Annotated in this window: 13 protein-coding genes; 9 read left to right on the top strand and 4 right to left on the bottom strand. The window is 71.4% G+C overall.

Translation table 11 applies throughout. The annotated features are described in order from the left end of the window. Positions 1 to 13: 13 nt before the first annotated feature. A complete protein-coding gene (purB, locus tag FFT09_RS07305; RefSeq protein ID WP_138382224.1) occupies positions 14 to 1,444 on the top strand; it encodes an adenylosuccinate lyase in 1,431 nt (476 codons plus the stop codon). Positions 1,445 to 1,456: 12 nt separating this feature from the next. Further along, positions 1,457 to 2,383, top strand: a complete 927-nt coding sequence (locus tag FFT09_RS07300) for a sulfite exporter TauE/SafE family protein (RefSeq protein ID WP_081192500.1) — start codon at positions 1,457 to 1,459, stop codon at positions 2,381 to 2,383. A gap of 8 nt (positions 2,384 to 2,391) precedes the next feature. Here the strand turns inward: FFT09_RS07300 and FFT09_RS07295 are convergent, their stop codons facing one another. Then, positions 2,392 to 3,027, bottom strand: coding sequence for an MBL fold metallo-hydrolase (locus tag FFT09_RS07295; protein WP_081192498.1), 636 nt, complete (start codon positions 3,025 to 3,027; stop codon positions 2,392 to 2,394). Between the two features lie 58 nt (positions 3,028 to 3,085). On the opposite strand from FFT09_RS07295, the gene FFT09_RS07290 reads away from it, so the two are divergent. The 4 genes from FFT09_RS07290 to FFT09_RS07275 all read left to right on the top strand — a co-directional run bounded on the left by FFT09_RS07290 (position 3,086) and on the right by FFT09_RS07275 (position 6,832). Further along, entirely contained in the window at positions 3,086 to 4,564 is a 1,479-nt protein-coding gene (locus FFT09_RS07290; protein ID WP_081192496.1) for an aldehyde dehydrogenase family protein, read from the top strand. A gap of 74 nt (positions 4,565 to 4,638) precedes the next feature. Next, positions 4,639 to 5,277 (top strand): hypothetical protein, encoded by a 639-nt coding sequence (locus FFT09_RS22870; protein ID WP_167305346.1) that lies wholly within the window; start codon positions 4,639 to 4,641, stop codon positions 5,275 to 5,277. A gap of 80 nt (positions 5,278 to 5,357) precedes the next feature. Next, a complete protein-coding gene (locus FFT09_RS07280) occupies positions 5,358 to 5,906 on the top strand; it encodes a hypothetical protein (RefSeq protein ID WP_081192492.1) in 549 nt (182 codons plus the stop codon). A 155-nt stretch (positions 5,907 to 6,061) separates the two neighbouring features. Beyond that, a complete protein-coding gene (locus FFT09_RS07275; RefSeq protein WP_138382223.1) occupies positions 6,062 to 6,832 on the top strand; it encodes an IclR family transcriptional regulator in 771 nt (256 codons plus the stop codon). 22 nt (positions 6,833 to 6,854) lie between these two features. On the opposite strand, the gene FFT09_RS07270 is transcribed toward FFT09_RS07275, so the two are convergent. Both FFT09_RS07270 and FFT09_RS07265 read right to left on the bottom strand, forming a co-directional pair. Further along, positions 6,855 to 8,018 (bottom strand): mandelate racemase/muconate lactonizing enzyme family protein, encoded by a 1,164-nt coding sequence (locus FFT09_RS07270; protein ID WP_024875651.1) that lies wholly within the window; start codon positions 8,016 to 8,018, stop codon positions 6,855 to 6,857. Beyond that, positions 8,015 to 8,980: a U32 family peptidase gene (locus FFT09_RS07265; RefSeq protein ID WP_138382222.1), complete on the bottom strand. Its 966-nt coding sequence runs from the start codon at positions 8,978 to 8,980 to the stop codon at positions 8,015 to 8,017. The genes FFT09_RS07270 and FFT09_RS07265 overlap by 4 nt, the downstream gene beginning before the upstream one ends. 351 nt (positions 8,981 to 9,331) lie before the next feature. Here FFT09_RS07265 and purS point away from each other — a divergent pair, with 351 nt between their 5' ends. Genes purS through purL form a run of 3 tightly spaced genes read left to right on the top strand, consistent with a single transcriptional unit; the run spans position 9,332 to position 12,584 of the window. Next, the gene (gene purS, locus FFT09_RS07260; protein ID WP_024875649.1) at positions 9,332 to 9,571 is read left to right on the top strand and encodes a phosphoribosylformylglycinamidine synthase subunit PurS; all 240 of its coding nucleotides are present in this window, start codon (positions 9,332 to 9,334) and stop codon (positions 9,569 to 9,571) included. After that, positions 9,568 to 10,257 carry a phosphoribosylformylglycinamidine synthase subunit PurQ gene (purQ, locus tag FFT09_RS07255; protein ID WP_024875648.1) on the top strand — a complete coding sequence of 230 codons (690 nt, stop codon included), beginning with the start codon at positions 9,568 to 9,570 and terminating at the stop codon, positions 10,255 to 10,257. The genes purS and purQ overlap by 4 nt, the downstream gene beginning before the upstream one ends. Positions 10,258 to 10,298: 41 nt before the next feature. After that, a complete protein-coding gene (gene purL, locus FFT09_RS07250; protein WP_138382598.1) occupies positions 10,299 to 12,584 on the top strand; it encodes a phosphoribosylformylglycinamidine synthase subunit PurL in 2,286 nt (761 codons plus the stop codon). 75 nt (positions 12,585 to 12,659) lie between these two features. Here purL and FFT09_RS07245 read toward each other — a convergent pair whose 3' ends face one another. Further along, complete coding sequence (locus FFT09_RS07245) at positions 12,660 to 13,721, bottom strand: DUF3824 domain-containing protein (protein ID WP_138382221.1); 1,062 nt, start codon at positions 13,719 to 13,721, stop codon at positions 12,660 to 12,662. Positions 13,722 to 13,823: the final 102 nt, after the last annotated feature.

The following is a 13,823-nucleotide window of genomic DNA, read 5'->3' as shown; positions in this document are numbered from 1 at the left end:
CTAGCCTGACCGTGTGACCGACAAGCCCCGCATCCCGAACGTGCTCGCCGGCCGCTATGCCTCACCCGAACTGGTGAGGTTGTGGTCACCGGAGCACAAGGTGAGACTCGAACGAGACCTGTGGCTGTCGGTCCTCCGGGCCCAGCGCGAACTCGGAGTCGACGTGCCCGACGGCGTGCTCTCCGACTACGAGCGCGTGCTCGACACGGTGGACCTCGACTCGATCGCGCGGCGGGAGCGGGTCACCCGCCACGACGTCAAGGCTCGGATCGAGGAGTTCAACGCACTCGCGGGCCACGAGCACGTACACAAGGGCATGACCTCGCGTGATCTGACCGAGAACGTCGAGCAGTTGCAGGTGCGCCGGTCGCTGGAACACCTCAGGGTGCGGGTGGCCGCCGTGCTGGCCCGCCTCGCCGAGCTGGCCACCCAGCACGGCGAGGTCGTCATGGCGGGTCGTTCCCACAATGTCGCCGCGCAGGCCACGACGCTCGGCAAGCGGTTCGCGACGGCGGCCGACGAGTTGCTGGTCGCCTTCGACCGGCTCGACGAGCTGATCGCGCGCTACCCGCTACGCGGGATCAAGGGCCCGGTGGGCACGGCGCAGGACATGCTCGACCTGCTCGGCGACGCGGCGCGGCTGTCGGAGCTGGAACGGCGGGTCGCGGGTCACCTCGGCTTCGAGCGCGTGCTGACGAGCGTCGGGCAGGTGTACCCGAGGTCGCTGGACTTCGACGTCGTGTCGACGCTGGTGCAGGTCGCCGCCGCGCCCGCGAACCTGGCCACCACGATCCGGCTGATGGCGGGCCACGAACTCGTGACCGAGGGGTTCCAGCCGGGGCAGGTCGGTTCCTCGGCGATGCCGCACAAGATGAACACCCGTTCGTGTGAGCGCGTCACCGGGCTCGCCGTGGTGCTGCGCGGCCATCTCGCCATGATCGGAGAGCTGGCCGGCGACCAGTGGAACGAGGGCGACGTCTCCGACTCGGTGGTGCGCCGGGTCGCGCTGCCGGACGCCTTCTTCGCGCTGGACGGCCTACTGGAGACCTTCGCGACGGTGCTCGCCGAGTTCGGCGCGTTCCCCGCCGTGGTCGACCGGGAGCTGGCGCGCTACCTGCCGTTTCTCGCCACCACCAAGGTGCTCATGGCCGCGGTGCGCGAGGGAGTGGGGCGGGAGACCGCACACGAGGCCATCAAGGAGCACGCCGTCGCGGTGGCGCTCGCCATGCGCGAGCAGGCGCAGCAGGACAACGACCTGGTCGAGCGGCTCGCCGCCGACGAACGCCTGCCGCTGGACGCGGATCGGCTGACGGCGCTGCTCGCCGACCGGCTGGCCTTCACCGGGATGGCGGGCGCGCAGGTTGCGGACGTGGTCGCCAGGGTCAAGGACGTCGTGCGGCGCTTCCCCGAGGCGGCGTCGTACGAGCCCGGCCCGATTCTCTAGGGAGCCCGCGTCATGATGACGCTACTGCTGGTCGGGCTGGCCGGGTTCCTCGCGCAGTTCGTCGCGGGGACACTCGGCATGGGCTACGGCATGACGTCCACGACGGCGCTGGTCGCGTTCGGCACGGCGCCGGCGATCGCCTCGGCCTCGGCACACTTCGCCCAGGTCGGGACCTCGCTGGCCTCGGGGGTGTCGCACTGGAAGTTCCGCAACGTCGACTGGCGGACCGTGGGAATCCTCGCCGGTCCCGGTGTGGTGGGCGCGGTGCTGGGCGCGCTGCTGCTCGTGTCGTTCTCCGGCGACTTCGCCATCGCCTGGATGAGCGTGATCCTCTTCGCGCTGGGGCTGTACGTGCTGGTGCGCTTCGCGTTCCTGCGGCTGGGCAAGCTGATCACGGACAAGCGGCCTGGCGCGCGGTTCCTCGCGCCGCTGGGGTTCGTGGCGGGGTTCGTCGACGCGGCGGGTGGCGGCGGGTGGGGCCCGGTCGCCACCACGACGCTGCTGTCGAGCGGGCGGCTCGAACCGCGCAAGGTCGTGGGCTCGGTGCAGGCGGCGGAGTTCGTGGTCACCCTGGCCGCGAGCCTGGCGTTTCTGGCCGCGCTGTCGTTGCACGGCATGAACTTCGCCGTGGTGGCCGGGCTGCTGATCGGGGGTGTCCTGGCCGCGCCGATCGGTGCCGTGCTCGTACGCCGGGTGCCACCGCGCCTGCTGGGTGCCGCCGCGGGCGGGCTGATCGTGCTCACCAACGGCTGGCTGCTGCTGAGTGCGCTCGGCGCGCCCGTCGCCGTGGTGGTCGTGGCCTACGCCGGGCTGAGTGCGCTGATCGTGGCGGCGCTGCTGGCCGCGGTGCGGTCGATGCGCGAGGAGCGGCGCATCAACGCGCTGGTTGGTGAGGACGACGATGATTCCGTGGCGACGGAGGAACGTGCCCGTGGTTGAGGTACCGATCAGAGGGTGATCGGCTCGCCGCGAGGTGCGGTGCGGACCTCCGTGCCGTCGGGGGCCAGATTGGTGTAGAGCCCGATGTGCATGGCGGGGCGGGACAGCGCCGCCTCGTGGACGGGAATCGCCAGCCGCGGTGCGACGGCGCGCAGGTAGTCCACGGCCTCCGCCGCTTTGAGCCAGGGTCCTGCCGTCGGCAGGGCGAGAACGTCGATGCGCTGCTGGGGAACGAACAGCGCGTCGCCGGGGTGGTAGAAGGCGCCGTCGTCGACGACGTAGCCCACGTTCGGGATGACGGGGATGTCGGCGTGGATCGTGGCGTGTTGCCCGCCGACGACGGAGATCCTGGTGCCGTGGATGTCGAGCGTGTCGCCGGGCCTCGCCGTGGTGGCGTCGAGGTCCAGCTTCTCGACCGTCTCGGCGGTGCCGGGGTCCACGATGAGCCGGGCCTGCGGGTTGGCGGCCAGGAGTGCGGGCAGTTTCTCGGTGTCGATGTGGTCGTAGTGCTGGTGGGTGATCAGCACGGCGTCGAGGTCGCGCGCGGCGTCGAAGCCGCTGGAGAACGCACCCGGATCGAACAGCAGCCGGGCGTGCGCCGTTTCCAGGAGCACGCAGGAGTGGCCGAAATGAACGAGCTTCACGTCAGCTCCCACTGTTGGCGAATTGTCAGCTCCACTGTCCCGTCTCTACGCTTCCAGCATGACGAGCACCGCGCAGGCCGTCGAGACCTTCCCCTCGCTCGATCCGGCCACCGACGAGGTCGTGGGAACCCACCCCGTCCATTCCGCCGAGGACGTCGCCGCCGCCGTCGGGCGCGCGAGGCGGGCCGCCGCGTGGTGGGGTGGCCTGGGCTTTGCCGGGCGCGCCGAGCGCCTGCGCCGGTGGAAGGGCATCCTCGCGCGGCGCATGCCCGAACTGTGCGACCTGGTCAAGGCCGAGACCGGCAAGCCGACCGGTGACGCGCAGCTGGAGATCGTGCTGGCGATCGAGCACATCGAGTGGGCCGCACGCAACGCACGCAAGGTGCTCGGCTCCGCCCGCCGCTCTCCCGGTCTCCTCCTGGCCAACCAGGCGGCCACGGTGGAGTACCAGCCGCTCGGCGTCGTCGGCGTCATCGGGCCGTGGAACTACCCGGTGTTCACCCCGCTCGGCTCGATCGGCTACGCGCTGGCCGCCGGAAACGCGGTGGTCTTCAAACCCAGCGAGTACACCCCCGGCGTGGGCGCCTGGCTGGCAGGCACCTTCGCCGAGGCGGTCCCGGAGCACCCGGTTCTCCAGGTGGTCACGGGATTCGGCGACACGGGGGCCGCGCTCACGCGCGCGGACGTCGACAAGATCGCTTTCACCGGCTCGGCCGCCACCGGAAAGAAAATCATGGCTGCCGCCGCCGAGCGGCTCACCCCGGTGGTCATCGAGGCCGGGGGCAAGGACCCGCTGCTCGTGGACGCGGACGCCGACCTCGACGCCGCCGCCGACGCCGCCGTGTGGGGCGCCTTCTCGAACGCGGGCCAGACCTGTGTGGGGGTGGAGCGGGTCTACGCGCACGCGGCCGTGTACGACGACTTCGTCGCCAAGGTCACCGAGCGAGCGCGGGGCGTCAGAGCCGGCGAGCACTACGGTCCCATGACCATGCGTTCGCAGCTCGACGTCGTGCGACGGCACCTCACCGACGCCCTCGCCAGGGGCGGCAGGGCACTGGTCGGCGGGGCGGACTCCGTCGGTGACCGGTATGCCGGCCCGACCGTCCTGGTCGACGTGCCCGAGGACTCGGCCGCGGTGCGCGAGGAGACCTTCGGCCCCACGGTCACGATCACCCGGGTGGCCGACATGGACGAGGCCGTGGCGAAGGCCAACGACTCCGCCTACGGCCTCGGCTCGACGGTGTTCTCCCGCCGCAGGGGAATGGAGCTGGCCCGGCGGCTGCGCACCGGCATGACGGCCGTGAACGCGCCGCTGTCGTTCGCGGGCATCGCCACGCTGCCGTTCGGCGGTGTCGGTGACTCGGGATTCGGACGCATCCACGGCCCGGAGGGGCTGCGGGAGTTCGCCCGGTCGAAGGCGATCGCGCGGCAGCGGTTCGCGATGCCGCTGGCGCTGACCACCTTCGCGCGCTCGGAGAAGACCGACCGGATCGTGAGCAGGCTGATCGCGACACTGCATGGGCGACATTCCCGCTGAGGTGCCCTCCCCGGCCGGGGCCGCGTGCTAGAAACGCCACGGCACACGGCACGTGTCGGCAGGCAGGGGACGAGATGGGGCAGCCGCAGCAGTGGTATCCGCGGTATCCGCACGGACACCACGGTCCCCCGAATCCCGCGCCGGGATACCCGTACGGTGCGCAGCCGCCCTACCCGCCGGGCCTGTCGCCGGGCGTCGCGCCCACCGGCCACCCGGCCTATCCCGGTTTCCCGGGACATCCACGCCAGGGCGTCGCGAGCCCGGCGACGGCGTACGTCGCGGCCGCGTTGTTCGTGCCCGCGGTGCTGATGGCCTTCGCCGGCGCCGCGGTGGGGTGGATCGGCGGCGGCACCGCCGACAGCGAGGGCGAGTACGGCCTGTTGCTCTCCCTGGTCGGAGCCGCCGTGACCCACCGGGTCACCGGCGACATCTCCTTCGCCGTCGCCACGACGACGACGGTCGCCTGCCTCGCAGGCGTGCTGGTGCTCGCGCTGTTCGCGCGGCTCAACGCGGTGCGCCGGGCGCTCGGCGGACTCGGCTGCGTCGTGGTGGCGTACTACGTGTACGCGCTGGTCTACCTGCTGACCGAGGACGCGGGTTCGCTGACGCTGATCCCGCTCGTGACCTTCCTGCTGTGGACGGTACCGACCGTGGTGGTGCTGCTGCCTCCGGTCGGCAGGGCCATGCGCGGGCGGACGCGACCCGGCCGCTGACTCCGGGGGCCGGCCGGACCTACCGCGAGGTAGTGTGTCGCCTCGGGTGCACAGGGATCTCGTCCGGCAGGGAGTCGTCGGTGGCCAACTGGTTCCAGCCTCAGGAGCAGCACTCCGCGCCGGAGGACAGCGGTCCGGCTCCGGCGGAGGAGACCGCGGTGGTCGCTCCCGAGCGGGGCAGCCGCCTGGTGTCGCTGGCGGCGGTGCTGTTCGTGCCCGCGGTCATCTACTCGTGTCTCGGCAGCGCCGTCGTCTGGACCGGCTGGACCACCGGTGACGAACTCGGGATCGCTCTGGTGCTGTCGCTGCTCGGGCTGGTCTTCCCCGAGGACCCGAACGCGGCGGCGGGAGTCTGCGCTGTGGTGACGATCGTGGTCGCCCTCGTCGTGGCGACTCTGGCGGTGCTGCTGCCGCTGCGGATCGCGCTGGTGCGCCCGGCGTTGACGGCGTTGTCGTGGCTGGTGGTGGCCTACCAGGGCTACGCGGTGGCTGTCCTGCTGTCCGAGGGCGTTGCCGAGCAGGGGATGATCTACGTGGTGCTGCCGGTGGTGGCGCTGCTGCTGTGGCTGCTGCCGAGCGTGGTCGTGTCTCTGCCCGGTGTCGGCCGGGCGCTGCGGCGAGCCGCCTGACCCCGGCGAGGGGATGCCGCGAAGGCCACCCTGACTGCGTGAGACGTAGTGAGGGCCACCCTCACTGCCTGTGGTGCAGCGAGGGTGGCCTTAGCGGCACCCCACCGGCACCGCCGTCGGTCCTGGCGCCCGGTGGGGTCGGCTACCGTGGACGGATGGTCCGACTGGTGCCCGCTGTGTCGCGGGCCGCCGACGTGCTCGAACTCTTCCTCGGTGAGGACGTGACGCTGTCGGCGAGCGAGATCGGGCGCCGGGCCGGGATGCCGCGCTCCACCGCGCACGAACTGCTCACCACACTGGTGCAGCGCCACTACCTGGTTCGCCACACCGGGGAGGAGACCACGTACGCGCTCGGGCCCAAGCTGCTGGAGCTGGGGTCTCGCTATCAGCAGCGCCTTGAGTTCGCGGCCGAGGCCGACGCCGTCGCCAGGCAGGTCGCCGCGGAGTGCCGGGAGACGGTCCACGTCGCGGTCCTCGACGGACTCGACGTCGTTTACGTATCCAAAGTGGACTCTACTCACTCGGTGCGCCTGATCTCGGAGGTCGGCAGGCGCCTGCCCGCGCACTGCACGGCGGTGGGCAAGGTCCTGCTCGCGGGACTGACCGACGACGAGCTGTCGGCTCGGCTGGGGGGCAGGCGCCTGGTCGCGCTCACGCAGCACAGCATCACCTCGCGTGCCGTGCTGCGCGAGCAGCTCGCGGCGATCCGCCGCACCGGTGTGGCCCACGAACGCAGCGAGTCCAATCCCGACGCCGGGTGTGTGGCGGCGCCGGTCGTGGCCGCGGACGGTGCGTGGGTCGCAGGCATGAGCATCTCGATTCCCACCTCGCGCCACACCGACGCCGCGTGGCGGGTCTGGGAGGAGTTGGTGCGCCGGGGCGCCGCCGAACTCACGCGGCGACTCGGCGGCAGCCCGCTCGCGTGAGCCGCCGGGGCCCGCGCCACGCTCAGAGACCGGTGCCCGCCCTGGCGCCCCGGAACTGCCAGTTCTCGGCGAACAGGTCGAACCGCGCGGCCTGGAACGGATGCTCGGCCACGAAGTCGGTGTCCAGCTCCACGCCGAGCCCGGGAGCCGTGGGCAGCGTGAAGTAGCCGTCCTCCACGGGCGGCAGGCCGGGTGCGGCCTGTTTGACGTGCTCGTCGGCGAAGTCGTTGAAGTGCTCCTGGATCGTGAAGTTCGGGGTGCAGGCCGCCAGGTGCAGGTTCGCCGCCGTCAGCACCGGACCACCCACGTTGTGCGGCGCGACCAGCACGAAGTGGGTCTCGGCCGTGGCGGCCAGCTTGCGGGTTTCCAGGATGCCGCCGAGGTGGCCGATGTCCGGCTGGACGACGTCGGCCGCCTGGAGTTCGAACAGTTCGCGGAACTCGGCGCGCTCGTGGACACGTTCCCCGGTCGCGACGGGGGCGCTCACCTGCCCGGCGACCTTGGCCAGCGCCTTGAGGTTCTCCGGCGGCACCGGTTCCTCCAGCCAGCCGGGATCGAACTCGGCGAGTCCGCGGGCGATCCGCACGGCCTCGCCGGGGGCGAACCGGCCGTGCATTTCCACCAGGATCTCCACGTCGGGGCCCACGGCGTCGCGCACGGCCTCCACCAGCGCGATCGACCGGGTGCGCTCGGCAGGCTCCAGCTCCCACATCCCCGGCCCGAACGGGTCGAACTTGAGGGCGCGGTAGCCGCGCTCGACGACCCGGCGGGCGGCGGCGTGGAACTCCTCCGGGGTCCGCTCGACGGTGTACCAGCCGTTGGCGTACGCCTTGACCCGATCCCGCACTTTCCCGCCGAGTAGCCGCCACACCGGCTGGCCCAGCGCCTTGCCGACGATGTCCCAGCAGGCCATCTCGACGCAGGCGATGCCGGACATCACGATCTCGCCGGGCCTGCCGTAGTCGCCGCGTTTCATGCGCTGCACGAGCGACTCGATGTCGAAGGGGTCGGCGCCGACGACGTGCCGGGGAACGGCTTCCGCGAGATACCCGCGCAGTGCCTCGGTGTGGCCGAGCATCCTCGTCTCGCCGACGCCGCTGAGCCCGTCGTCGGTGGTGACCCGCACGAAGGTGAGGTCGCGCCAGGGCGTTCCCATGACGGCGGTCTCGATCCCGGTGATCTTCACGTGGCGCTCCTCGGCTCGTCGGGCACGGTGGTCGGGACGGTGGGCACGGCCAGGCCCGCCGCGGCGAGCGGGGACGTCACGGCGTCCGGCGCGTAGCGCGCGAGGATCTCCGCACCGAGCTCCGCACGCCGGACCCGCTCGCGGCCGAGACGGACGGCGGTGCTCGTGAGGTGGCTGCCGCTCGGGTAGATGTTCGGTGCGTTGCACAGCCCGAACTTGAGATGGACCGGCGCGGCGACGCGCACGATCTCGGCGATTTCGAAGTGCCGGACGAAGCCGCCGAGTTCGTCGGGCGCCTCCACGTAGAGGTCGAGCGGGATGTCCACCGCCGCGCGGATCGCCGCGAGCTGGGCCAGGGTGAGGTCGGTGGGCACGTTGTAGGTGTCGGCGCCGTAGTGCTGCGCGATGCGGATCGACGCCGGGTTGGCGAGCCCCATCTGCACGCTGATCTTGAATTGGAGGTCGGCGGGCAGCTCACCCGCCGCACGCATGGCCGAGGCGACGGACAACACGCCGAGGTCGGTCACGAGCACGCTGCGGATTCCGGACTCGGCGGTGCGGCGGATGTCCTCCAGCACGTACACGAGCTGGTCGGTGCCGCGCGCCTGCGCGGCGACCGGGCCGCCACCGGGCGAGCGCGACGCCGCGCCGATGTCCCACGCCGCGAGCGGGCGCGCGAACAGGCTCAGCTCCACGCCGCGAGCTTCGGCCAGCGCGGCCATCGCGGTCAGTTCCGTGCGGGTGAGCAGCATGCCGCCACTGCCCTGGGAGAGCCGGTGGACGACGACACCGCGTGCGTTGGCCTCGTCGAGGACGGCCTCCGTGGCCTCGACGCCCTCGACGCTGGGGATCTCGATGCGGTACTGGGCGCCGTCCGGGAACCGTTTCGTGCTGCTCGGCAGCTCGCCGGGGTCCCGGGACGGCAGCCCCAGTGAGTGCAGGAAAGTACGTGACCGTTCCACCGCGCCACCCCAATGTGTCCGAAATACCGGATCAGGTCCGTGGTCCCGAACGAGAGTAGAGCGAGGTGCGCTGCGGCGGCAAGGGTCGGCCGAGCTTGGGGCGGCAGCGTGGGGCGGCACTGCGCGGCCCGGTGATTACGCAGGGTGCCCAGAGGTGTCCGTCGTTGCGCCGATCCGGCGAATCGCTGGTGATTGCCGCCGCGGGGGCAACGGGGTCCGGGACCCATACGTCTCACTGTTGTCGGTCGGGTGATGGACACGACTCAGGGGCCGAGGGGTGTCGGGGGCTTCTCGGCCCCTGAGTTACGCTCTACGCGCACTGACCTGCGCAGAGTCTAGGAGCACCCTGTCGTGGCCCGAGTAGTCGTCGACGTCATGCCCAAGCCCGAGATCCTCGACCCCCAAGGCCAGGCTGTGGCCGGCGCGCTCGGTCGGCTCGGCTTCTCCGGTGTCGCCGCCGTGCGGCAGGGCAAGCACTTCGAGCTGGAGGTCGACGACGACGTCGACGACGAGGTCCTCGCCGAGATCGCCGAGGGCTTCCTCGCGAATCCCGTGATCGAGCAGTGGACGGTCCGGAGGCTCGACTCGTGAGCGCCCGGGTCGGAGTCATCACGTTCCCCGGCACGCTCGACGACGTCGACGCGGCCAGGGCGGTGACGCGCTCGGAGGCCGACGCCGTGCCGCTGTGGCACGGGGACCAGGACCTCAAGGGAGTCGACGCGGTCGTCGTCCCCGGCGGATTCTCGTACGGCGACTACCTGCGCTGCGGTGCCATCGCGCGGTTCGCGCCCGTCATGACCTCGGTCGTCGCGGCGGCGCGGCGCGGCATGCCGGTGCTCGGAATCTGCAACGGCTTCCAGATCCTCTGCGAGGCCGGGTTGCTGCCGGGAGCGCTCGTGCGCAACGACCGGCTCCACTTCGTCTGCCGCGACCAGTGGCTGCGGGTCGAGAACAACACCACGAGCTGGACCACCCGCTACGACGAGGGCGCGGACGTGCTGATCCCGCTCAAGTCGGGCGAGGGGGGTTACGTCGCCGACGACCCGACGCTCGACCGGCTGGAGGGCGAAGGGCGCGTCGTGTTCCGCTACGTCGACGGCAACCCCAACGGCTCCCGCCGGGACATCGCGGGCGTGTGCAGCGAGAACGGCAGGGTCGTCGGCCTGATGCCGCATCCGGAGCACGCGATCGACGCCCTCACGGGGCCGTCCGACGACGGGCTCGGTGTGTTCTTCTCCGCACTGGACGCGGTGAAGACGCTGGTCACGTCGGCCTGACGAGAGGCGGCGGTTAGTCTGGTGCCGTGGCAGCACCTCACGTGGACACCCCCGCCGTCGATACGACCGCCGACGCCGCGCAGAACCCGGACCTCGCCCAGCCGTACGCCGAGCTGGGGCTGGCCGACGACGAGTACGCGCGCATCCGCGAGATCCTGGGCCGCAGGCCCACGGACGCGGAACTCGCCATGTACTCGGTGATGTGGAGCGAGCACTGTTCGTACAAGTCGTCCAAGAAGCACCTGGGTTACTTCGGTGAGACCACCACCGACCAGATGCGGCAGAAGATGCTCGCCGGGATCGGCGAGAACGCGGGCGTGGTGGACATCGGCGACGGCTGGGCCGTCACGTTCAAGGTCGAAAGCCACAATCACCCGTCCTATGTAGAGCCGTATCAGGGCGCGGCCACGGGTGTCGGCGGCATCGTGCGCGACATCCTGGCGATGGGGGCCCGGCCGCTGGCGGTGGCCGACCCGCTGCGCTTCGGGCCCGCCGACGCCGCCGACACGCGCCGGGTGCTGCCCGGGGTCGTGGCGGGCATCGCCGGCTACGGCAACTGCCTCGGGCTGCCGAACATCGGCGGCGAGGTGGTCTTCGACGCGAGCTACGCGGGCAACCCGCTGGTCAACGCGCTGTGCGTCGGCGCGATGCGGGTCGACGACCTGCATCTCGCCCATGCCTCCGGCGCGGGCAACAAGATCATTCTGTTCGGTGCCCGCACCGGACTCGACGGCATCGGCGGCGTCTCGGTCCTCGCGAGCGAGGAGTTCTCGGGCGACGAGAACTCCGGAGGTCGCAAGAAGCTGCCCAGCGTGCAGGTCGGTGACCCGTTCACCGAGAAGGTGCTCATCGAGTGCTGCCTCGAACTGTTCGCGGGCAGGCTCGTGGTCGGCATCCAGGACCTCGGCGGTGCGGGGCTGGCGTGCGCGACCTCCGAGCTGGCCGCCGCGGGCGACGGCGGGATGCACGTCGACCTCGACCGGGTTCCGTTGCGGGCCGAGGGCATGACACCGGCCGAGATCCTGTCGAGTGAGTCGCAGGAGCGGATGTGTGCCGTGGTCCGTCCCTCCGATGTGGACGCCTTCATGGAGGTGTGCCGCAAGTGGGACGTCACCGCCACCGAGATCGGTGAGGTCACCGACGGCGAGCGGCTGGTCATCGACTGGCACGGCAGGACGGTGGTGGACGTGCCGCCGCGCACCGTGGCCCATCAGGGACCGGTCTACGACCGGCCGTACGCGAGGCCGAAGGAGCAGGACGACGTCCAGGCCGCGACGCCCGGCTCGCTGCCCCGGCCGTCCACACCGGACAAGCTGCGCGACACGCTGCTGCGCATGATCTCCTCGCCCGAGCTGGCCTCGCGGGAGTGGGTCACGCAGCAGTACGACCGCTACGTGCGGGGCAACACCGTGCTGTCGCAGCCCTCTGACTCCGGCATGGTGCGTGTCGACGAGTCCACCGGCCGCGGGGTGGCGGTGTCCACCGACTGCAACAGCCGCTACGTCCATCTCGACCCGTATCGCGGTACGCAGCTCGCGCTCGCCGAGGCGTACCGCAACGTGGCCACCGGCGGCGCGATGCCGATGGCCGTGACCAACTGCCTCAACTTCGGCTCCCCGCGCGATCCCGGTGTGATGTGGCAGTTCGAGCGCGCCGTTCACGGTCTCGCCGACGGGTGCGCCCAGCTCGGGGTGCCCGTCACCGGTGGCAACGTGAGTTTCTACAACCAGACCGGACAGCAGGCCATCCTGCCCACTCCGGTGGTGGGCGTGCTCGGGGTCATCGACGACGTCCGCCGCCGCATCCCCACCGGGATCGGTGCCGAGGCGGGCGAGAGCCTGCTGCTGCTCGGCGAGACGCGCGACGAGTTCGGCGGGTCGGCCTGGGCGCACGTGCTGCACGGCCACCTCGGTGGGCTGCCGCCTGAGGTGGACCTGGAACGCGAGCGGTTGCTGGCCGAGATCCTCGTGGCGGGCTCCCGCGACGGCATGATCTCCGCGGCCCACGACCTGTCCGACGGCGGGCTGGCCCAGACCGTGGTCGAAATGGCTCTGATCGGCCAGAGCGGGGCGCGGATCGTCCTCGACCCCGACGCCGACCCGTTCGTGCAGCTGTTCTCCGAGTCGGCGGGCCGGGTGCTCGTCGCCGTGCCCCGCACCGAGGAACTGCGGTTCACGGAGATGTGCTCCGCGCGCGGCCTGCCGTGGCGCAGGACCGGGATCGTCGATCCCGAGTCGGACACCGTGCAGATCCAGGACGTCGCCGACTTCCCGCTGGCGGAGCTGCGGGCGGCCTGGGAGAGCACGCTGCCCGCACTGTTCGCCTGAGCCGGGTGTCGTTCCTCTCGCGCGGCCGGTGCGCGGGAGGAACGACACCCGCCGCCACCCCGTTTCGGTGGTGGCTCAGTAGTAGATCGCGCCGTATGCGCAGAAGTGCCCGTCGAAGTTGTCGGCGAGGACGATCAGCTCTCCCTTTGACCCGACGAACGTGGCTTCGGCGAGGCTGTCGGAGGCGGTGACGTCCTCGGCGGTGTAGGAGTCGTCCGCGGCCAACGCCTGCTCCACAGACTCTTTCGCGTCCTCGCTGGCGCCCTCGCACAGCATTCCGGTGAGCGCCCCTTCGTCACCGGCCTCCAGGGCGGCGCCGAACTCGTCGAGGAACGTCTGGGCGTCTCCGCCGCCGTCGCCGGTGGTGCCCTCGTCTCCGGTGCCCGTCGGCGCTCCGGACTCGTTCGGGACACCCGGCAGGTCACTCGTGCCGCCCGCGCCGGGGGTCTGGGCTCCGAGCTGGACGTCCTGCCAGCACCAGTTGCCGTTCTCCTGCGCGAACGTGGCGGTGACCGCGTACTCCGAGCCGTCGACGGTGGCGGTGCCCTCGGTGGTGGCCTGCTGGCCCGACACCTGCGGCTGGCCCGTCATCGCCACCTGGCCCAACGTGCCGGCCTGCTGGACGGCGCCCGCCACCATCTCGGTGGCGCCCGCGCAGGTCAGCCCCTGCAATGTCGCCGTGTCGCCGGAGGTCAACGCGGCGCTGATCTGCTGGGCCAGCGCGCTCGGGTCGTTGCCCTGGCCTCCCGTCTGCTGCCCGGTCGTGTCGTCGCCACCCGAGGCGGAGCCGTCGGAGTCCTCGTCGTCACCGAGCAGGAATCCCGGTGCGAGCAGGCCGGTCACGAGAAACGCCACGACGGCCACGGCACCGGCGCCGAGCCCGATCCAGAGGCCGGTCCGGTTCTTCTTCGGCGGTTGCGGCGGTTGCCCGTAGCCACCCTGCTGCGCGTTGTACGGGTACTGCTGCGGGTAACCGGGTGCGCCCGCGTACGGCCCACCCTGGGGATACTGCGCATACTGTCCGCTCTGGGGATACTGCCCGCCCTGCTGAGGGAAGCCACCCGACGGTGGGGCGCCGTACGGTCCACCCGGCTGCTGCCCGTACGGAGGCTGTCCGGGTTGCTGTGGGTACGTCATAGAACTGCTGCCTTCCGTAGCGTCGCGCCCCAGTGGTGCGCCTGTCTGTGCTCAGACGTCACTTCGGGGGGCCGCGGTTCCCCCACAAGGGTGGATGTCCGG

Source organism: Saccharomonospora piscinae (genome assembly GCF_005862235.1).
Taxonomy (GTDB): domain Bacteria; phylum Actinomycetota; class Actinomycetes; order Mycobacteriales; family Pseudonocardiaceae; genus Saccharomonospora; species Saccharomonospora piscinae.
The sequence above is the reverse complement of the archived record's forward strand: the minus strand, read 5'-3'. Positions and strand labels throughout refer to the sequence as shown.

Bases quoted from the DNA above. Each gene is read 5' to 3' on its own strand.
- FFT09_RS07300 (WP_081192500.1), top strand. From the start codon at position 1,457: ATGATGACGCTACTGCTGGTCGGGCTGGCCGGGTTCCTCGCGCAGTTC.
- FFT09_RS07290 (WP_081192496.1), top strand. From the start codon at position 3,086: ATGACGAGCACCGCGCAGGCCGTCGAGACCTTCCCCTCGCTCGATCCG.
- FFT09_RS22870 (WP_167305346.1), top strand. From the start codon at position 4,639: ATGGGGCAGCCGCAGCAGTGGTATCCGCGGTATCCGCACGGACACCAC.
- FFT09_RS07275 (WP_138382223.1), top strand. From the start codon at position 6,062: ATGGTCCGACTGGTGCCCGCTGTGTCGCGGGCCGCCGACGTGCTCGAA.
- FFT09_RS07245 (WP_138382221.1), bottom strand. From the start codon at position 13,721: ATGACGTACCCACAGCAACCCGGACAGCCTCCGTACGGGCAGCAGCCG.